Genomic DNA, 19,026 nt, shown 5'->3' with positions numbered 1-19,026 from the left:
AGCGTCGGCGCGTCCCCTGCGCCGGACGCCATGTTACGTCGGAACCGGAGAAGTTTAAAGTCTGCCGCCAGCTACTTTGGGGCGATTGGCCTGGAGCAGGGCGACATAGCGGTTCTTGGCATCGGGCGCGACGGCACCGCGGCTGGTGAGATGATGCACACAGTTTAGCGCCAGATCGAACGAGCCGTAGCAATGATGCGCGATCATTGCGAGGTGCTTGAGCTGCTCGCTCTCCATCGCCTCAGCCTGGATGAAATCCCGGACATAGACGACATCGGCCTCGACGAGTTGATTGATGGCAGCAGCAGGGTTGGGGCCCATCATCGGCGCGATCATCTTCTTGTTGATGGCCGCGAACATGTGCGGAATGAAGCCGAGGCTGCGCAGTTCGAGATCGATGTCGCCGAATACCGGCTGCTTCTCATAGAGCGGCACGAAGGAGACTTCGGTCTGAATGGCGACGGCCTTTGCCAGTTTGCTGCGACCGTTCCTGAACACCGACAGTTCGCCACCCTGAATGTCGATCTTCAAGAGATCGATGTGCTCGATCTCGGCGATATCGTCGAGCCGCCGTGTATCGAGCGGGAGCCTGTCGAGGATACGTCCGAGTTCGGTAAAATTCGGAAAGTGCGTGAGTGTTTTCGGCTCAGGCTGCAGCAGGCTGGCAAAGCCGATGCCGCGGCAGATGTTCAGCGTATGGCTGCCGCCATCGCCGACGGCATAAGGAAGATAGGTCTCAAACGCGCCCTTGCGCGCCTGCAGTTGCGCCAATGCCTGCGGATGCGGATCGAAACCGGTAACGCGGCAAAGTCCGCTTTGCAGCATCGGCTTATAGGGCGGATCGCCATCGATGGGATTGGCGCCAATGTCGACGACATCGGTCATCCGTGCTGGCTGGAGCAGCGCGGATAAACCATCATCGTTGCGTCGAATCGCGCCGTGCATGCGTACCTTTCCTGTGAATGGTGCGACAATGCGTGCTTCGGCGGGCGCGATCTGTGTGTCAGAACGTCGCGCGACAATTCGGACGGTCAGGGCGCTTGCGCCGAAAATGGGGGACGGAATGAAGCACGAACAGAGAGACGACGCCGCGCGCCGCCGCCCCATTCATCATTCGCCACTGTTCTGGATTGGCGTGGTTCTGTGCCTGGCTGCGATCGTCATCTACGTGATGTCCTACGACCTGTCGTGGCCGGTCGCCAGATAACGACGCTCACGCTTTCTTTGGCTTCTTCTTTGTCGAGGTGTTCAGCGCCACCGCAGCGCGAATGAGCGCCTTCAGCGCCTTTTCGTCCAGCTTATCGCCTTCGTGAATATCGATGGCGCGGCGGGTGTTGCCGTCGAGGCTGGAGTTGAACAGGCCTGACGGATCATCGAGCGATGCGCCCTTCGCGAAGGTCATCTTCACGACCGCCTTATAGGTCTCGCCGGTGCAGATGATGCCTGCGTGTTCCCAGACCGGAACGCCGCGCCACTTCCATTCCTCGACCACGTCCGGGACAGCCTGCTTGATGACCTTTCGGACGCGAGCGAGCATCTCGCCGCGCCAGTCACCGAGCTCCCCGATCTTCGCGTCGATCAGTTCGGAGGGAGAGGTTGCTTCGCTGACCTTCGTCGATTTGACAGACGTCTTTTTTGACATGCGCTCCCTCTCGGTGGCCCGGAGCTATACAGCCCTGTTGATGGTGCTTATCTACGCGTCGTGAAAATAACCCCGGCCTGTTTCCGACGTCCAGCCTTCCACCACAGGCGGACGAGAAATCGCTGCGTATTGCGTATTCCGGATCGCGAACCAATTCCGGTGTCACGAAATTGCGTATAGCCTTGAGCCACCGGCGCTTTGCGTGATTCGTAGCGTTTTCTCATCCAGTTCAGTCGCGTTCGAGAGCATTCCGCCCGTCACGGCGTGTTTGCTTTCGTCAACTATGTCGCGACCATTTCTGCTGAATGGAAAGGCAGATTTTTAAGATGTGCTGCGTTAGTCGTGACAGTAACAGTCGCCAAGATGACTCGGAGGAGTCCGGATATGACGTATCGCCACGCTGTCGCTCTTGCAGCTGTCCTGTTGGGGGGCGTCGGCGCCGCCCATGCCCAGACCCTGCCATCCTACATGGCGCCGATTTCGGGGCTGACCGCGACAACGCCTGCCGAGACCGCCACCAAGGACATGCTCGCGCTCAACACCGGCATGTTTGAGCTCTACGGCGACGCAGCCAAAGTCTTCCGCGCCAATATCCTCGCCAAACATCCCGTGATCCTCGGTCTGTTCTCCGGCGCCGGCGGCAAATTCACGCTGTACCAGCCCGGCAAACCGCCGCTCGACGCGCCCTCGGTGCCAATGGTCTATCAGCTGCTCAAGTCGGTCGGCCACAGCACCATGGCACTGGCCGAGGTGGTCGGCCCCTACGTCAACAATCCCGATAACAAATCCTGGCTCGGCTCGATGAAAGCCTATCGCAGCCGCATGCAGTCGGCGCTGGATGGCCTCGATCTCACGCTGATGCAGGCCGACTGGCGCGACAACAACCGTACCATCCTGCAGAACAACCTGGCTTTCATGGACGAGTGCATCGCCAAGGGCGTCATCCCCTTCGATGTGCTGGAGACATTTGGCAAGAAGCAGGCGCCGTTCCTTGCGAAGAACGTGACTTGGGCCGCGCAGACCCAGGTCAATCACTGGATGACCGTGCTGGGCGACTGGAAGAAGATGCTGGGTCCCGATTGGGACAAGGCCTATGCCGCGAGCAACACGATTTACGTGGCACGGCAGAACAACGTGCTGTTTAGCGTGCTGGCGCAGTTCTTCCCGCCGGAGGCCATCAACGATCGCCTGCTGCTGATCGAGACGGTGTCGTTCACCACCACGCAGGCCGATATGCTGGAGTCGCTGACGCGCATCATCGCGGATCGCTCCGTGGGGTCGCTGTTCTTCGGCAACTATCACCTGATGGATTATGAATTGATGGGGGGCGACGCCCGCGCTGCCATCATTGCCGAGAGCGCCAAGCGCGGCATGACGCCGTTCCTGCCGCCCGTGGTGCCGTTCGGCTCCAACCAGTGGCCGACGCTGATCACCACTGGACCGGGGCCAGCCACCATCGCCGATCTCAAGTAATCGGCGCAGCGGCGGACGGCTGTCGATCAGGGGTGGAAGCATGCGGACTTCGCGTCGTGAGTTCATGAAATGGGTATCGGCGGGCGGTATTTCGCTCAGCCTGTCGCATCTAGCTGCGGCGGAGCCCGTGGCGTTCCCGGCACGCGAGACACTGCCGGGGCGGGGCAAGTTGAATCCCGCTATCGGCGGTGCCGGTCGTGTCGATGGCGTCGCCAAGGTCACCGGCTCGAAACTCTATGCGTCGGATTTCCGGGCTAATGACCTGCCGGGCTGGCCCGAGAAAACCTCGCACGCCATTCTGGTGCGCGCGCCGGACGCCACGCATGTCTATCTTGGCATGGACCTCGCGCGGCTGAGCGGGGCGCTGAAGCCTACGGTGATCGTCACCGCGGCGGATCTCGCCAGGATCAACATCCGCGTTCCCGCCTACTATGAAGGCGATCTGTTCTGTCCCGTCGGCAAGACGCCGCTCTATATGGGCCAGCCTGTTGCGCTGCTGATCTTTGAGCAGTTTGACACCTATGACCGCGCGCGGATCGCCTTGCGCGATGGCACCTTCGTGCAGTTTGGCGAGGAGACCGGCCCGATCGTAATGCCGAATTATGCGGCGTATCGTTTCACCCGCGTTGCCGGCGCCACGCCCGATGCGCCCGATGTCTACTCGCCGGTCCTTGCCGGCTGGGTCACGCCCGGCCGTACCCAGGCGTCCGCGCTGCCGGTATGGTCCTCGACCGCGCACAAGAACGAGGCCGGTTACGAGAAGGCTGCGGTCTATGGCGACCAGATCCGTGCCGAGATCGCCGCCAGCGAGTCTTCGGCTCTGGTACTGGACCGCACCTTCGATACGCAGTCTGTTGATCCGATGTTTATGGAGCCGGAATGCGGGCTGGGCTGGTACAGCGCAAAAGACAAGGCGCTCGAACTGGTGCTGGGCGTGCAGTCGCCGTATGAAGCGGCGGAATCAATCGCGTTTCTGCTTGGCGAAACCAAGACGCCGTTCAAGCCGAGTGCGATCAACGCGCAATTCGCCTATGTCGGGGGCGGTTTCGGCGGCCGCGACCATACGCCATTCATTTTCTATGTGACGCTGGCGGCGATATTCTTCCCGGACCGTCCGGTGCGGCTGGCGCACGATCGGTATCAGCAATTTCAGGCTGGCATCAAACGCCACGCCATCAAGATGCGCTCGCGCATGTCGGTCGATCTTGCCTCCGGCAAGATCACGGCGTTCGCCGCCGATCACGTGCTCGATGGCGGTGGTCTCGCCAATTTCTCGGCCAATGTCGCCACCTGCGCCGCAACGGCTGCGATTGGTATCTATGACGTGCCGAAGGTCGATGTGACGACTGTGGCAGAGCATACCCGCGGCGTGACCGCGGGCTCGATGCGCGGCTACGGTTCGCTGCAGACCATGACCGCGCTGGAAGTTCTGATCGACGAGGCGGCGCTTGCGCTGAAGCTCGATCCCATCGACTTCCGGCGACGCAATGCCCTGAAGCAGGATGGCCGCACCATGACCGGCAATCCCTATATCGTCTCGGTGCGGAGCTTAGAGGTTCTCGACAAGCTCGAGCAGCACGCGATCTGGAAGCAACGAGCTGCAGAGAAGGCGCGCGCGACCAGTGGCATACTGGTCGGCACCGGCGTCGCCTGTGTGACCAAGGACTACGGCACCGGCGGCGATAGTTCTAACGGTCGCGTTGAACTCAGCCCCGACGGCAGGATCGCGATTTTCTGCGACCATGTCGAGATGGGCAACGGCATCGGCACGGCGCTGGCCAATCGCGTCGCATTGCATCTCGGCAGCATCGCTGACGAGGTGGCTGTGTCGCAGGTCGGCGTGTTCGATGCGCTGGAGCTGGTGACCTCCGGCGATTGCTACACCATGGACCAGAAGACCCAGGACAAGGCCGAGAAGGATCCGCGCTGGGTGCCGTCGATCAGTTCGGCCACGTCAGCCTCCATCGGCGCCCATGTCGGTACCCATGCCGCGGCGGAAGCTGCGCGGGTGATCTTCCGCTTCGGTCTGTGGCCGGCGGCGCTGGCGCTATGGAATATCGGCCCGCGCGATCCACGCGCCAAGGATTTCGCAAAGGCGCAGTGGAAGGACGGGCAGCTCACAATGGTGGGCTTGCCGTCGCTGCCGCTGGCGAAACTCGCCGCGACCGCCCATGCACGCAATCTGGTCACCGGCGCCGTGGCGCACGGGTTCTCGCGCTGGTCATGGGCACGCGCACGTTTCCCCATTAACGGCGAGCAGTATCGCGCCGAGATCGACGGGCTCGCGCTGCGTCGTGGCGCCGGCAAATTCACGCGCATCAACCGTGCCAGCGTGTTGTTCCCGCCAACCGATAACAACCGGATGGGCACGGCCTATACAGCGGCATGCGGTGCAACAGTCCGGGTCGAGATCGAGAAAGCGACCGGCATGCTGCGCATCGCCAAAGCCTATACCGCATTCGAATGCGGGCAGGCGCTGGTGCCGGAGGTCGTGATTGGCCAGGCACAAGGCGGCTTCGCCATGGGCGTCGGTTACGCACTTTTGGAAACGCTGCCGCCGTTTGAGGGCGGACCCGGCAACGGGCAATGGAATCTCGGTCAATATCTGGTGGCGCGGGGATCAGACCTGTCGCTGCGCGACGTCGAGATTGAGCTGATGCCGCCGCTGACACCGGACGAATTGCCGAAGGGCATGGCCGAGGTAGTGATGATCCCCATCGTGCCGGCATTGCTCAACGCCATCCATGACGCCATCGGACACCGCTTCGCGGCGCTGCCGGTGACACAGGCCATGCTCAAGGGAGCGCTCGCGTGACGACACTGGGCATCACCATCAACGGACAGGTCCATGCGCCCACCGAGGTCCGCGACGATCTCTCCATGAACGACTTCCTGCGCGAATATCTGGGCATGACCGGCACCAAGTTCGGCTGCGGTGCCGCCCAGTGCCTGAGCTGTGTCGTGATCGTCGACGAGCCCGACGGCACCTGCCACACCAATCCGACCTGCGTGACCTCGGCGGCAAGCTTCCACGGCAAGACCATCCGCACGGTCGAGGGCCACGCCAAGAACGGCGAGCTGTCGCCGTTGCAGAAGGCCTTCATCAGGCATTTCGCGTTCCAGTGCGGTTACTGTACCGCCGGTTTTCTCAATGAAGGGCAGGTGCTGCTCGAGCAACTGGCCAAGACGCCCGTGCCGCGCGCGGGCCTTGAAGAGCGGATCGCCGCGGCGCTCGACGGGCATCTGTGTCGCTGCACCGGCTACTTCAAATATCATGAGGCCGTGCTCGACGTGATCCTCAGCGACGCGAAGCGCTATCTCATTCAGGAGCCGCGCGGATGAGAGCCGAGACACGCGTCAAGACTCTGGTTGTCGTCGCGACGCTCGGGATGAGCATGCTCACGGCCTATGCGGCCGGGCAGGGCGCGTCAAAAGGGCTGGCGAGCCCGGAGAGTTTCAATGGCATCGCCGATACCAGTGCGCGCTCCGCGGCGATCTTTACCGAACTCGGCAAGGTGTTGACGCATCCGCGCTGCGTGAACTGCCATCCCGCCGGCGACGTGCCGCGGCAGGGCGACATGCAGCGCTTGCATCAGCCGCCCGTCACGCGTGGGTCCGATGGCCACGGCACCGCGGCGATGCGCTGCAACTCCTGTCACAAGGATGCCAATTTCGAACCCGGCCGCATCCCCGGTCATCACGAATGGCATCTCGCGCCGCGCGAGATGGCATGGGAAGGCAAGACTGTCGCCGAAATCTGCGCGCAGATCAAAGACCCCGCACGCAATGGCGGCCGCAAGGTCGAGGATCTGATCGATCATATCGGCAAGGACACGCTGGTCGGCTGGGCCTGGGCGCCGGGTTATGGACGTGCGCCAGCGCCGGGCACGCAGGCTGAAGCGGGCGCTCTCGTGGAAGCCTGGGCGAAGACCGGCGCGGCGTGTCCGGGCTGAGACAATCGGGAGCTGCGTGTTCGCAAATGACGTCGCAATGATGATCATGCGCACTGCCATTTTGTCGCAGGCGTAAAATAGTTTTGATAGTTAGCATTATTCCAAATCTAAGTCGGTTTGTGGAATTTCTCCAATGCGAGAGCTGAAGCGTCTCGGCGTGTAGACGCGCGTTGTTCCGTGCTGCAGAGACGACGTGATCGCGATTACGCGTCTTGGAAAGATCATGGACCAGCAAGCAGACCTTCGCCGCCAGCTCTTGGCGCCACCCCTCAACGTGTTCAGCCGCCTGCCATTGCTTGGCCGCATCATGATCGCGGTACGCGACGATGACGTGGTGCTCGAACGCATCGGTGTCGTGCAGAAACTCGAACGTGACGGCACCATGATGTTCTGCGTCGGTCCTGCACATGACAGCGAAATCAACCTGAACAACTTGTCGCAGGTCGTCGTCGACTATTCGAGCAAGATGAAGGACAAAGTCCTGCCGCGGATAGAATTTCAGGAACCGACCGGCAAGATCGTGTTCAGCGTAGTGGGCCTCGAAGGCGTCGAGCCGTTCGATACCGCACTCAAGGCTTTCGAAGGCGTTGCCATCGAACGGCTGGTGAAGCCGGCGCTGGAGTCTGCGCCTGCGACACTGGATGCGGATGATGTTGGCCTGCAACCGCTCAAGGCCGCGCGCGCGGCCGAAGCCGAGATCACGATCGAGATGCGTCGGCCGGGCGTGACGCAGCGCTGGCACGGGCTCGTTCCCGAGATCAATCCGGCCATGGGCTACGTCAACATCATCACATCGGACTTCCATCTCCATTTACGCGGCGGCGGCGTCACGGCGTGGAAGCGAAGTGATGTCGCCGCTGACGGTACTGTCGAACTCGTGGCGATCGGCCCCGGCGACAAATCGCTCGGCCTGTTCCTGCGGGGTCCCGCCACGGCATTCGGAGCTGCGTGATGCGCGATCACCCGCGCGCGACCTGGCTCGATCCGACCAGTGGCGAGCATCTCGACGAGCGCGCGCTGCTCGCCGAGATGGCAACGCGGCAGGTGGTGCTTCTCGGCGAGACTCACACGGTTGCAGAAATCCATCGCTGGCAACTGCACGTCGCCACGGTGCTGCGTTTTCTCCGCCCGAATATCGCCGTCGGCTTCGAGATGTTTCCGCGCCGCGTACAGGCCGTGCTCGACGAATGGGTCGATGGAGAGCTCGGCACGGACGCGTTTCTCGACAAGGTCGAGTGGGGCACCGTTTGGGGCTTTGACGCGCAGCTCTATCTGCCGCTGTTTCACTTCTGCCGGCAGCATCGCGTGAAGATGCTGGCGCTAAACTGTCATCGCCCGCTGGTGACGCGCGTCGGTAAGGAAGGGTGGGAAGCTATCCCCGAAAACGAGCGCGATGGCCTGACGCCATCGGCGGAAGCAACGCCTGCCTATCGGCAGTATCTCGCCAATCTCGGTCTCGGTCGTGGCCCCGTCGCCGACGGCGCTGCCGCGCCGCCATCGTCAGCAACGGATCGTTTCGTTCGCGCGCAGCAGACTTGGGACCGTGCCTTCGCCTGCAGCATTGCGCGGGCATTGCAGCAGCCGGAGCCGCCACTGGTGATCGGCATCATCGGGCGCGGCCATCTCGAATATGGCCACGGTACGCCATATCAGCTCGCTGATCTCGGTGTGACGTCGACGGGTGTGCTGTTGCCGACGACGTCCGCACAAATCGACGTCTCACATGCATCAGGAATTTCCGACGCAGTCTTCCGGCTCGATGAACCGGATCCCGAAGCGCCGATGCCGGCGAAAATGCTGAAGGCCATTGAAGAGCACAAGGCCAGAGTAGCAGCAGAGGCGAAAGTAGAATTACAATAATTAAAAGTAATATCGATGTTCTTAAATGTATTCTTTCTTCAAGGAGGCAATTTTAGGACTTTATTGAGGCGATATAATTGACTCGAATACATTAAGAAACGAAACGGTCCTCAGCGATTACATGAAAATGCTAGGGACACTATGACCGGGACTATCCGCCGAAGGGCGACCGCCGCGCGCAGCACGACCATGCTCGCACTTGCACTTCCCATCGTGCTCATGGGCGCAGCTCATGGCCAGACCGCCGACGAGAAAAAGCGTCTGGAAGCCGCGGATCGGATTGCTGCCAGCTACGGTGTGTCGCTCGATCCGATCAGCGTCTATGCCGATCGTAACGCACGGAACGTCTTGAACCTGGCTCAGAGCGTCACGGTGATCGGACGCAAGGAGCTCGACGATCGCATGGTCCGCGACGTGCAGGACCTGGTTCGTTACGAACCAGGCATTTCGGTCGCCAAAGTGACCTCATCAACCGATCCATTCGGCAATCTCGCCGGCTTCACGATACGTGGCGTCTCGAACAACCGCGTTCAAATGCTCGTTGACGGCACACGTGTCATCGAGAGCATCGTCGACGGTAACCGCGACTTCATCGATATGTCGAACTTGAAGGCCGTAGAAATCATGCGCGGTCCGGCCGGCGTGATGTGGGGCGCGGACGCGCTGGGCGGCGTGGTGGCCTTCGTCACCAAGGACCCCGAGGACTACCTGAAGGGCCGCAATTTTGGTGGTCAGCTCGATACGAATTACGATTCATACGACAAGAGCTGGGTGAAGACAGGCACGACCGCGTTTCGTTTCGGCGACTTCGCTGCCATGATCAGCGCCTCGCAGCGCAGCTATAGCGAGGGCACGCTCTCCAAGGCACGCGCCGATGGCGGCATCTATGGCTGCCCGCGTCCGGCGCAGGCTATTCGCTGTAATCAGCTGAACCCGCTGGATGGCGACGATGTGAGCGTGCTCAACAAACTGGTCTGGACACCCGACAATCAGAACGAAGTGAAGTTTACGGCAGATTTCCTCAGGAAGAGTGCCACCGTCGATCAACGGCTGGATCTCGGGCTGCAGTCGACCGGCATCACCAATCTGAGTTACATCCGAAACCAGATCCAGAGCCGCGAGCGCTATACGCTCGCGCACAAGTACACCCCGAACGCAGGTTGGATCGACCAGATTAAATGGCAGGTCTCGCATTCGGATCAGGAGCGCGACTTCACTGGCGTTCGCCGGCGCCGTCTCGCCAACGGCCAGCTAGATCGGCTGGACTTCCTGTTGGACTACAAGGAGCAGTTCACCGAGGGCGATATCCAGTTCAATTCGTCCTTCAACACGCCATGGGCGCGTCACGCTTTCACTTATGGCGTCTATGCCAGCGTTGCCGAGACCGATTACCAACGACGTGACACGACAACGAACCTGACCACCAACATAACTACCGTTGCGAACGCCGGAGGCTTCAATTTCGCCGATGCGACCACGACCCGCGTCGATGGCTTCATCCAGGACGAAATATCGCTGCTCAACAATCGCTGGATCCTGACACCCGGCGTCCGTTACGCCACTTACGAGCTCGATCCGCGGCCAAATCCGTTCTATCGCGCGGTGGCGGGTAAGGAACCACGCGACGTCCAGAGTGAAAAGCTGGTGAAGCAGTTCGGCTCGGTGTTCAAGCTGGATGAGAACTTCTCGCTGGTCGGTCGCTATGCCGAGGGTTTCAAGATGCCGACGTCGCAGCAGTTGTATACGTCGCTGCCTGGTGGTGCCGGCACCAATATGGATCTGGTTCCGAATCCCGGTTTGCGTCCCGAGGAGGTCAAGAGTTACGAAATTGGTCTGCGCGGCCAGTTCACGCAGGGCTATTTCACGGCCACGGTGTTCAAGTCAGACTACACGGATTTCATCCAGAATTTCGTCAATACGCCGAGTACTAACTTCCCCGGCCTGTTCGATCTGACCTATGCCAACCTTTCGAAGGTGAATCTGCTGGGCTTCGAATTCGCGACCGAATATCACTTCACCGACTACTGGAGTGCGAACCTCTCGGTCGCCTATACCCAAGGCACACAGAAGGCGACTGCCACCAGCGCAGAAACTGCGTTCGATGGTACCACGCCGTTCTCCGGCGTGATGGGTTTGCGCTATAATGATCGGCCGAACGGCTTCGATGCACAGCTGATCTCGACCTGGTCCGCCGGTGCGTTGTCACGCAGCGATCCGACCTACTACCGGCCCGACAGCTACATCGTGTTCGATGCGATCATTGGTTACAAGCCGCAGATCGCACCAGGCCTGACGCTGCGCGCATCGGTGCTGAATATCGGCGACGCCCGTTATTTCCCTTCGCTTGCGGGAACGACCACTTATACCAACACGGCAACCGCTGCCGTGGCGATGGCCAATCCGATCGAACTGCGGACCGCACCGGGGCGGACTTTTAAAGTCGGCGCCAGCTACGCGTTCTGATCGCGTCGGGCACATGAAATCAGCCGGAGCCCGGCGCGAGTTCGGCTCCGGCTTCTGCTGTTGAACAGAGATAACGACAGGCCATCATCATGCGCGCAATCATCCATCAGATCTGGCGGTTCGTCTGGATCGCGGCGACCGGGCCGGGGAGTGGCTTCAGCCTGATGTTGCTGGTAGTCATCGTCGCCTGCCAGCTTGCGATCATTCAAGTCACGTTGCGGCAGGTGCAGTGGAGCGCCGACTTCTTCAATGCGCTGCAGAAGATAGATGCGCAGGCTGCGATCACCCAGATCGGTGTCTTCGCCGTTCTCGTCGGAATTTCTGCCAGCCTCTATCTCATCGCCAAATACTGCAAGCGGCGGCTGCAGTTTCGCTGGCGGCAAAGGCTGTCCGACACGCTGCTGGAGCGTTGGACGACCAACAAGGCGCATTGGTTTCTGCATCCGAGCCTCGGCGGTCATGCCAAGGTCGACAATCCGGATCAGCGCATTGCCGAAGATTGCAATATGTTCGCCGAGGCGATCCTCGGCAGCAAGGACGATATCCGTGCCGGTGTCCTGGATTTCATCATGAGCCTGATCGGGCTCGTGTCCTACGTCATGCTGCTCTGGCAGTTGTCGACCTTTGCGCTGCAGTTTTCGCTATGGGGCGTCGGAATCGAAATCCCGCGCTACATGGTCTGGGCCGCGCCGATCTACGTGGCACTGGCGACCACGTTGACCCATGTTCTCGGGCGGCAACTGCCTGGTTTGCTGATGAATGAGCAGCGGCGAGAGGCCGATTTTCGTTTTGCGCTCGTCCATATGCGCGAGAACGCATCGGCCATTGCACTCTCAGACGGCGAGACGGCGGAGCGACGCATGCTCGCCGACAGGTTCAACGACGTGGTGAGTGTCTGGCATCAGGTGATCCGTCGCGAGTTCATCTACGGCCTGTTTACGCGGCCTTATTTCCAGAGTGTGCTGCGGATTCCGACGTTTCTAGCGTTGCCGGCCTTTCTGGCTGGCAAGATCACGTTGGGAGGGCTGACCCAACTCGCTGCCGCCTTCACCAACGTCGTCACGACGCTGTCCTGGTTCATCTTCAGTTATAAGTTTATCTCCGACCTGGTGGCAACGACGCGGCGTCTACAGGGCTTCATGGATGCCATGGACGGCGTAGCGCCGGAGGCCCATGCGCTGCGCCGCGAGCAACCCGGCGATAGCAACTTGCAGATCCGCGGTCTCGGTATCCGCGCCCCGGACGGCCGTATGCTGGTTGAGCTGCCGAGCCTCTCGGTCGCGCGCGGGGAGACAGTCTGGCTCAGCGGTGCCTCAGGTCTTGGCAAGAGTACGCTGATCAAGGCGCTGGCCGGGCTGTGGCCGCATGCGGAAGGACAGGTGACGTTGCCGTCGGGCCAACTCGCCTTCATGCCGCAGCAGGTCTACATGCCGCTGTGTTCCCTGATGGATGCCGCGGTCTATCCCGCCGATCCTGGCAGCGTGCCGCGTGAGACCGTGGAGCGGCTGCTGCGCGGGGTAGGCCTCGGTCCGCGTCTCGACGCCGGGGACGACAGTGCCAGCGGCCTGTCGGTCGGGGAGCAACAGCGTCTGGCGCTGGTGCGCGTGATGGTCAGCAAGCCCGACTGGATCTTTGCCGACGAGGCGACGAGTGCGCTGGATGCGGAATCCGAACGCATCGTCATGGCGCTGCTGCGCAGTGAATTGCCGGACGCCACACTCGTGGTGGTGGCCCATCGTGAGCCGCACGGCTTTGCAAGCATCCGGCGCGTCGTGCTCGACACTCGTTCTGACGAGGGCGCTATGGGGCCGAATAGCGGTGCTTTGCGACTGGCTTGACCGTCACCCAGTCCCGTTTGTCTCTGTAGACTGGTCCGGCGCCAACAGATTGTATGTTCGTTACGCGGGAACTCTCTGAACAGAAATCCATTATCCGGTCTGAAAAAACCGGAGGTGTGTCATGAAGCAAGTGCCCGACGCTGAAGAAAACCGCCGGCTGGGGAAAATCCAGTCTGACAAGGCCGGCAAGCTCCCCGAGGGCGATGCCAAGCAGGCTCACTTGAAGAAAGCTCGAGACTACGAAGCGGATGCTCGTTCGAGGGCTTGGCGGGACTCCAATCTCAAGTCTCCGAAGTAATGATCGGGAACGATTGTACGCTGATTAACTTAGGAGGAGTGCCATGTTGGCTCTCGAGGTTTCGGAATGCCGACAGTGCTGGTTGTTGAGGATGAACCCCTCATTCGGGATTTGATCAGCGAAGAATTGGTCGAATCAGGCTTCGATGTTTTGCAGGTCGGCGACGCCAATCAGGCAATTGCCGTCCTAGAGGCCCGCCAGGATATCCACCTCGTATTCACGGATATCGATATGCCCGGCTCCATGGATGGCCTCAAGCTAGCTGCTGCTGTTCGTGACAGGTGGCCACCGATCCACATCATTATCACAACCGGGAAAGCGAGGCCCATGACGATTCCGGCCAACGCGCTTTTCATTCCGAAGCCCTACCTGACCACGGCGGTGATATCTGCGATGCGGACGTTCGAGAACATGCGCTAGGTGGTTGGCCTCGGCAATTTCGATTCCGGTACCGCAGCGTCTGCTGCGCTGGTGGAAGCCTCTGCCTAGATCATACGGATAACCTTCTCGGCATCCGTATAAGCCTCTTCTTCTGATGGGAAATCCTCAGACGTGACAACGCTTTTCAATGCAACGCCATTCATGGTCAGGACGGCTCCATCTTTGCGGGAAATAGCTGCACGCCAGAATCCTGGCCGTCGCTGGTAAGCGAGAATGGAGAACTGAGCTTTATTTGCCATTGCAATGTTCGGCGCCTCAAAGGCGGCCGTGTCAAGGCCGGCAAATTTGGCGAAGTAGCGCGCGCCGCAGCTGGGCTTGATGTGAGCTAAGTGAACTCTCTTAAGGGATACGATCGTGCGGAAAAGCGACGCATCTGGCGCGTCGCCTCAGGCTCTTTATCAAGAAGGTACGCGCGGCCTCAGTTTCCGAGCGAGTTCGGAACTTGGCGTCATCGGGCCGGTTAAGGCAAAGGCCGGCATCCTCGCGAGGGCGTGGCTATGCCGGCTTACCCAAGGGAGAGGCAGATGAAAGTAACACGCCAAGTTGTACTAGTTTGTGCAGCCACGCTGGGTCTCGGTAGCGCGTCGGTCCAAGCGGGTCCATGCAACACCAGCAAAACGACTGAAATGCGCGACGCTGGTTCGGGCCCGACTCCAGGCAACACCGGCTCGACTGTCGGTGCAAATTCCAAAACTGATCAGCACCCGCCGACGAGCGCCATGAACCAGCAGTCCGGGAATATTCCTGCTTCATCTGAGGACGCCCAGAAGCAAATGCAAGGGAAGCCAACTGCGGCGCAGCAGGCCGACGGGGCGAAGGCTCAAGGTAGCGACTGCTGATGTTCATGACGAACCGGCCTTCAGCACGCGGGGCATTCATCGCTTAGGCTGTCGAGCACGTTCTACTCTTGCCTAAGAACGTGCAGTGTTCCGCGAGCGACAGAGCGTAATCTACTTGGTGCTGTGTCGCGGCCGCGTGTAACCGGCTCGTCGCATGACGCGATCGCTTGGGCTTCCATCAGTAAATCGGCGGCCGGCATTCCAGGCCATGGTCAGACCTTCTCGCCTGAAACTTATCCGCTCGAGGGCTCGTCGGGATCCCCTCCGTTCAAGTGCAGTCCAGCGCGTTCCTCAACCTGCCAAGCTTCTTCCTGGTATTTCGCCGCCAAAACATTCAGCCGATCTGATACTGACCGAAATCCGACGAATTTGGCGAACTCTTTGCACCTTCGAGACATGGCCCTCAGTTGAACTGCTGTTGCGATCGCTTTTCGTTGGAGCTTTGTGGGAGCCATCGACGTCCTAGGTTTCACCGCGCGACAAACACTCCACCATTTCGCAAAACAGCGGGCGCGTTGAACCAACGACAAGAAGATGAGTGTAGTTCCATGAGACAAAGTATCGCAAGGCCGGCGAAGAGCGGGCCTATCGATATCGGGTCATCAGCTTTCGCGTGCTAGTTCGAAAGATGCGGCGCAGCTCGCATTGATACGCGAATAAAAGTTCCAGCGTTGCCGAAATGAAAGACCTAGCGTGACGCGTGAATGTGAGAAGGTTCAGCAGCATCTGGCAGAGTTGGCTGGTTACAGTCAACGTGATGGTCGCTGATCAAATCAAGCGCCCGATGCTTCCACCTTTCGGCTTCGGCTAGAAATTTCCAACTTTCCTCGGGAAAAAACGAGGCGCGCTGTCGACACATGCTCTCCATTGCTCGTGCATGTAGAAGCTCTTTCATCGCTTCCTCCCCACTTCAGAACGGACCTCATTCTGCGCTCAACAAATCAGACGTAAAGAGGCTCGGAGAAATAAATCACCCGAAATACCGTAGGGGATCTGCATCGGGAGCGCTGCTTTCGTGCCTGTATGCGATCAATCTCAGTAATCGAATATCGTTCCGAGCCGAGTCCGGCGCCATAGGTCGCTCTGCGGCGCAACAAATTAGCGGTTGTGAAGGAGGTCACCTCCGAAACCGGTTTGGCACAGAAAGCGGTGCCAGAGCCGGCCCGACCGGCGCGCTTCACGTGGATGGTCAGAGGATGCTGTCAAGCGACATTGCTGCGAGCTGTCTCTAATGCATTGCTGAGCTCGTGAAGCTCGTAGGGTTTGCGCAATAGCAGAAACTCTGAACCTGATTTCCGGGAGGCGTCACTATAGCCCGTCGCAAGCACCACCGGCATGTGCGGGTGACTCCGTCTGAGATTGCGAGCGAGGCCGAGACCATCCAACTTTCCCGGCATCACAATATCACTAAATACAATGTCGATGCCGTCGCGCTCAATCTCGCGCATTGCGGACTCTGCGTCCGTTACCCATTTCACGCGATATCCCAGCTCTTCCAAAAGAACGGTGCTGGAGGTTGCGACATCTGGATTGTCTTCAACGAGAAGAACGGTGCCGGCACCTTCGGCCAGAACCTCTGCTTCATGCACGCCAGCATGGCCCTCTCCGCGCGGGAGCCGAATGACGATTTCCGTGCCTGCGCCGAGCTTGCTTTTGATTTCTACACTGCCGCCAGCCTGGTTGACAAAGCCATGGACTTGCGAGAGCCCCAATCCCGTTCCCTTGCCGACAGGCTTGGTCGTGAAAAAGGGATCGAACACCTTCGCAATGACATCCTCAGGAATACCTGCGCCGGTATCGATCACTTTGATATTCACATGCTCGCCTATATCTTCTCCGTCCGCGACACGATGATTTTCTGCTGTGATCGTCAACGTGCCCCCGTCGGGCATGGCATCACGAGAGTTGATGCCGAGATTGATGATTGCGGTCTCGAGTTCGGTCGGATCCGCGAAGACCGGCCAGACTCCGGCGGGCACGGAGATTTCGAGCTTTATCGCGCTGCCTAGGACTGTGGCCAAGACTTCGCGTACAGCTTGCACAGTCTCTCCAACGTCAAGCAGCACCGGGTCGACTTGTTGGCGCCGCGCAAAAGTCAGCAGTTGGCGTGTCAGTGCCGCCCCGCGGCGAACGCTTGCCTCAATCGCTTCTGCTGCCTTGACCACGCGAGGGTCAATGGCGTGGCGCTTGATAAGCCGAGCGTTACCGGTAACCGCCATAAGCAGATTATTAAAGTCATGTGCCACTCCACCGGTCAGCTGACCGAGCGCATCCATCTTCTGTGATTCAGCCAGCTGCCTTTGCATATTTTCAAGTTGCTGCGCCGCCAGGCGTCGTTCTGTGATGTCGCGCGTAATCTTGGCAAAGCCGATCAACTCGCCTGCATCATTGCGGACGGGATCGATGACCACACTCGCCCAGAAAAACGTGCCGTCTTTGCGAACGCGTAAGCCTTCCTCCTCGTAACGGCCGTTCTTACGGGCAGTCTCCAGAGCACGCGCCGGCTTTCCCGCTTCGCGATCACCAGGGGTGTAAAATCGCGAGAAGTGCTGTCCGATAATTTCTTCGGGAAGATAGCCCTTGATTCGCTGGCCGCCCAAGTTCCAGCTGGTGATCCGACCTTCCGGATCAAGCATATACAAAGCGTAGTCGGTGACATTTCCCACCAGCAGGCGAAAATGGTTCTCGCTCTCGTTTAATGCGACGCGCGCTTGCATCCGCTCGGTGATGTCCCGCGTGATTTTCGCGAAACCGACAAGCACACCGTCTTCATAAATGGCATCAATGACGACGGAAGCGAAAAATCGCGAACCGTCCTTACGCATCCGCCAGCCTTCCGCTTCGAAGCGCTTGTCCCGCCGCGCGGCCTCTAGCGCAGCAGCGGGAAGTCCGGCTTCGCGATCCTCCGGGGGGTAGAAAACCGAAAAATGCTGACCCACGATTTCATCTGCGGAATATCCTTTGATCTTCTCGGCGCCTGTATTCCAATTTGATACAATGCCGTTCAGGTCCAGCAGATAGATCGCATAATCTGTGACGCCTTGAACGAGGAGCCGAAAGGCGCGCTCGCTTTCGAAAAGACCGCGTCCAGCGTTATTTGTCTCTGCCATCGTTCACTTCCCGCGAAACTACTAACGCGTGTCCGGTTTGGCGGTGCCCACAAGGCTGCACCGCTGTCGGCACGGCGACGGAGAGATCCGCAAGGTCTTCAGCGTAAGCCGTCATGCGCGGGACACAAGAAGACAGTTTTTGGCGGAGGCGGAACTAACGAAGTGCCAGGGAGTTAAGCGCTGTTTAGGCGAAGTCGACGCGGCGCCGAAGAAGACCGCCGCAGCGTTGAAAAATTCGTCGCGATCTGTCCAATCCACGATCCGTATATGATCAGTGCGATCACAACCGCCAATCCTGCAAAGACCCACGACTGCGTCTCTGATTGGGGCGCGTTGACCGTGAAAAAAGTTACCGCGTTATAATGTACTGCAAGTCATTGAAGTATTGGAATCGGAAAATGACGTGGCGATCCCAGCAGGATTCGAACCTGCAACCCACGGAGTAGAAATCCGTTACTCTATCCAGTTGAGCTATGGGACCGGCGCGTCGTCATATCACCGTCGGTATGGCTTGGACAGACCGGGTAAATTGGCCGGATTCGGACACGGTTTTCAAGCGTTTGGGCGGTTGGTGAGCTGGCCTTTGTCTTGCTGATTGAGCGGTGAACCCGCGATTTCAGCCAGAAAGTGTGCCGACTTGATCCGCTTTTCGTTCCAAAACCGAACAGCCGTCTGTGCCTTCGACGTCGCTTCGATACCTGTCCCGTTCGGGGATGCCTTCGCAGCTTCGGGGCTGGCAGATTGGCGGGCCCTAAGACTCCGACGGCGGGGGCCGCGATGGTGGCTTGTCGTCCTTGTTATTGTCACTGGAGATGCCGCGCTGGCCGGTCTCGCCTGGCTCGCCGTCGATCTGGTCCTCAAATAGCTGCTCCGGGAAGCCGTATTGCCTGGTCACGAAACGGCCGGCCATATAGGAGATCTGGCACGCGATCAGACATCCGGTCGTGACCGCAACGCCGCCCAGCGCCGAAAATCCCTGGCCCCATGTCACGACGGCGGACAGGACAGCGACCAGCACGGTCGTCACGACAATGACCCAGACGGGGCCGACGAGTCCGACGGCGAGGCCCGCCAGTGAACTTGTCGCCAAAAGAAGTTCGATCATGATG

At 59.8% G+C, this 19,026-nt stretch carries 16 protein-coding genes and 1 tRNA gene; 11 read left to right on the top strand and 6 right to left on the bottom strand.

Annotated elements, in window-relative coordinates:
- Window positions 1–54: 54 nt before the first annotated feature.
- The gene (locus AB8A50_RS06300; RefSeq protein ID WP_439077183.1) at window positions 55–885 is read right to left on the bottom strand and encodes an FkbM family methyltransferase; all 831 of its coding nucleotides are present in this window, start codon (window positions 883–885) and stop codon (window positions 55–57) included.
- On the opposite strand from AB8A50_RS06300, the gene AB8A50_RS06295 reads away from it, so the two are divergent.
- Window positions 866–1,207 (top strand): hypothetical protein, encoded by a 342-nt coding sequence (locus AB8A50_RS06295; RefSeq protein ID WP_439077182.1) that lies wholly within the window; start codon window positions 866–868, stop codon window positions 1,205–1,207. The two genes, AB8A50_RS06300 and AB8A50_RS06295, sit on opposite strands and share 20 nt — an antisense overlap.
- 6 nt (window positions 1,208–1,213) lie before the next feature.
- On the opposite strand, the gene AB8A50_RS06290 is transcribed toward AB8A50_RS06295, so the two are convergent.
- The gene (locus AB8A50_RS06290) at window positions 1,214–1,642 is read right to left on the bottom strand and encodes a DUF1801 domain-containing protein (protein ID WP_309946188.1); all 429 of its coding nucleotides are present in this window, start codon (window positions 1,640–1,642) and stop codon (window positions 1,214–1,216) included.
- 384 nt (window positions 1,643–2,026) lie between these two features.
- Between AB8A50_RS06290 and AB8A50_RS06285 the strand changes: the two genes are divergently transcribed.
- The 10 genes from AB8A50_RS06285 (at window position 2,027) to AB8A50_RS06240 (ending at window position 13,947) form a co-directional block, all read left to right on the top strand.
- On the top strand, window positions 2,027–3,115 hold the full coding sequence (locus AB8A50_RS06285; protein WP_439077181.1) for a hypothetical protein: 1,089 nt from the start codon (window positions 2,027–2,029) through the stop codon (window positions 3,113–3,115).
- Between the two features lie 40 nt (window positions 3,116–3,155).
- Complete coding sequence (locus AB8A50_RS06280) at window positions 3,156–5,930, top strand: xanthine dehydrogenase family protein molybdopterin-binding subunit (protein WP_439077180.1); 2,775 nt, start codon at window positions 3,156–3,158, stop codon at window positions 5,928–5,930.
- Window positions 5,927–6,457, top strand: coding sequence for a (2Fe-2S)-binding protein (locus tag AB8A50_RS06275; RefSeq protein WP_439077179.1), 531 nt, complete (start codon window positions 5,927–5,929; stop codon window positions 6,455–6,457). The genes AB8A50_RS06280 and AB8A50_RS06275 overlap by 4 nt, the downstream gene beginning before the upstream one ends.
- Complete coding sequence (locus tag AB8A50_RS06270) at window positions 6,454–7,068, top strand: Isoquinoline 1-oxidoreductase subunit (RefSeq protein WP_439077178.1); 615 nt, start codon at window positions 6,454–6,456, stop codon at window positions 7,066–7,068. The genes AB8A50_RS06275 and AB8A50_RS06270 overlap by 4 nt, the downstream gene beginning before the upstream one ends.
- Before the next feature lie 223 nt (window positions 7,069–7,291).
- The gene (locus AB8A50_RS06265) at window positions 7,292–8,020 is read left to right on the top strand and encodes a hypothetical protein (protein ID WP_439077177.1); all 729 of its coding nucleotides are present in this window, start codon (window positions 7,292–7,294) and stop codon (window positions 8,018–8,020) included.
- Window positions 8,020–8,928 carry a ChaN family lipoprotein gene (locus AB8A50_RS06260; protein ID WP_439077176.1) on the top strand — a complete coding sequence of 303 codons (909 nt, stop codon included), beginning with the start codon at window positions 8,020–8,022 and terminating at the stop codon, window positions 8,926–8,928. Before AB8A50_RS06265 ends, AB8A50_RS06260 begins: the two co-directional genes overlap by 1 nt.
- Before the next feature lie 189 nt (window positions 8,929–9,117).
- Complete coding sequence (locus AB8A50_RS06255) at window positions 9,118–11,391, top strand: TonB-dependent hemoglobin/transferrin/lactoferrin family receptor (RefSeq protein WP_439077175.1); 2,274 nt, start codon at window positions 9,118–9,120, stop codon at window positions 11,389–11,391.
- An 89-nt stretch (window positions 11,392–11,480) separates the two neighbouring features.
- Window positions 11,481–13,229, top strand: coding sequence for an ABC transporter ATP-binding protein/permease (locus AB8A50_RS06250; RefSeq protein WP_439077174.1), 1,749 nt, complete (start codon window positions 11,481–11,483; stop codon window positions 13,227–13,229).
- Window positions 13,230–13,350: 121 nt separating this feature from the next.
- Window positions 13,351–13,527, top strand: coding sequence for a hypothetical protein (locus AB8A50_RS06245; protein ID WP_170849671.1), 177 nt, complete (start codon window positions 13,351–13,353; stop codon window positions 13,525–13,527).
- A gap of 66 nt (window positions 13,528–13,593) precedes the next feature.
- Window positions 13,594–13,947, top strand: coding sequence for a response regulator (locus AB8A50_RS06240; protein WP_439077173.1), 354 nt, complete (start codon window positions 13,594–13,596; stop codon window positions 13,945–13,947).
- Between the two features lie 65 nt (window positions 13,948–14,012).
- On the opposite strand, the gene AB8A50_RS06235 is transcribed toward AB8A50_RS06240, so the two are convergent.
- The 4 genes from AB8A50_RS06235 to AB8A50_RS06220 all read right to left on the bottom strand — a co-directional run bounded on the left by AB8A50_RS06235 (window position 14,013) and on the right by AB8A50_RS06220 (window position 19,022).
- The gene (locus tag AB8A50_RS06235) at window positions 14,013–14,207 is read right to left on the bottom strand and encodes a hypothetical protein (RefSeq protein WP_089264272.1); all 195 of its coding nucleotides are present in this window, start codon (window positions 14,205–14,207) and stop codon (window positions 14,013–14,015) included.
- A gap of 1,802 nt (window positions 14,208–16,009) precedes the next feature.
- Window positions 16,010–17,917 carry a PAS domain S-box protein gene (locus tag AB8A50_RS06230; RefSeq protein ID WP_439077172.1) on the bottom strand — a complete coding sequence of 636 codons (1,908 nt, stop codon included), beginning with the start codon at window positions 17,915–17,917 and terminating at the stop codon, window positions 16,010–16,012.
- A 404-nt stretch (window positions 17,918–18,321) separates the two neighbouring features.
- Window positions 18,322–18,398 (bottom strand) — tRNA-Arg (locus tag AB8A50_RS06225).
- 270 nt (window positions 18,399–18,668) lie between these two features.
- Window positions 18,669–19,022, bottom strand: a complete 354-nt coding sequence (locus tag AB8A50_RS06220; protein WP_439077171.1) for a hypothetical protein — start codon at window positions 19,020–19,022, stop codon at window positions 18,669–18,671.
- Between the last annotated feature and the right edge of the window lie 4 nt (window positions 19,023–19,026).

The organism is Tardiphaga sp. 841_E9_N1_2, assembly GCF_051811065.1.
GTDB classification, from domain to species: Bacteria; Pseudomonadota; Alphaproteobacteria; order Rhizobiales; family Xanthobacteraceae; genus Tardiphaga; species Tardiphaga robiniae.
The sequence above is the reverse complement of the archived record's forward strand: the minus strand, read 5'-3'. Positions and strand labels throughout refer to the sequence as shown.

Excerpts from the sequence above, each read along its gene's own strand:
- AB8A50_RS06300 (WP_439077183.1), bottom strand. The coding sequence starts at position 885 with ATGACCGATGTCGTCGACATTGGCGCCAATCCCATCGATGGCGATCCG.
- AB8A50_RS06260 (WP_439077176.1), top strand. The coding sequence starts at position 8,020 with ATGCGCGATCACCCGCGCGCGACCTGGCTCGATCCGACCAGTGGCGAG.
- AB8A50_RS06295 (WP_439077182.1), top strand. The coding sequence starts at position 866 with ATGTCGACGACATCGGTCATCCGTGCTGGCTGGAGCAGCGCGGATAAA.
- AB8A50_RS06235 (WP_089264272.1), bottom strand. The coding sequence starts at position 14,207 with ATGGCAAATAAAGCTCAGTTCTCCATTCTCGCTTACCAGCGACGGCCA.
- AB8A50_RS06285 (WP_439077181.1), top strand. The coding sequence starts at position 2,027 with ATGACGTATCGCCACGCTGTCGCTCTTGCAGCTGTCCTGTTGGGGGGC.
- AB8A50_RS06290 (WP_309946188.1), bottom strand. The coding sequence starts at position 1,642 with ATGTCAAAAAAGACGTCTGTCAAATCGACGAAGGTCAGCGAAGCAACC.
- AB8A50_RS06230 (WP_439077172.1), bottom strand. The coding sequence starts at position 17,917 with ATGGCAGAGACAAATAACGCTGGACGCGGTCTTTTCGAAAGCGAGCGC.
- AB8A50_RS06220 (WP_439077171.1), bottom strand. The coding sequence starts at position 19,022 with ATGATCGAACTTCTTTTGGCGACAAGTTCACTGGCGGGCCTCGCCGTC.
- AB8A50_RS06280 (WP_439077180.1), top strand. The coding sequence starts at position 3,156 with ATGCGGACTTCGCGTCGTGAGTTCATGAAATGGGTATCGGCGGGCGGT.
- AB8A50_RS06265 (WP_439077177.1), top strand. The coding sequence starts at position 7,292 with ATGGACCAGCAAGCAGACCTTCGCCGCCAGCTCTTGGCGCCACCCCTC.
- AB8A50_RS06255 (WP_439077175.1), top strand. The coding sequence starts at position 9,118 with ATGCTCGCACTTGCACTTCCCATCGTGCTCATGGGCGCAGCTCATGGC.
- AB8A50_RS06250 (WP_439077174.1), top strand. The coding sequence starts at position 11,481 with ATGCGCGCAATCATCCATCAGATCTGGCGGTTCGTCTGGATCGCGGCG.
- AB8A50_RS06245 (WP_170849671.1), top strand. The coding sequence starts at position 13,351 with ATGAAGCAAGTGCCCGACGCTGAAGAAAACCGCCGGCTGGGGAAAATC.
- AB8A50_RS06240 (WP_439077173.1), top strand. The coding sequence starts at position 13,594 with ATGCCGACAGTGCTGGTTGTTGAGGATGAACCCCTCATTCGGGATTTG.
- AB8A50_RS06270 (WP_439077178.1), top strand. The coding sequence starts at position 6,454 with ATGAGAGCCGAGACACGCGTCAAGACTCTGGTTGTCGTCGCGACGCTC.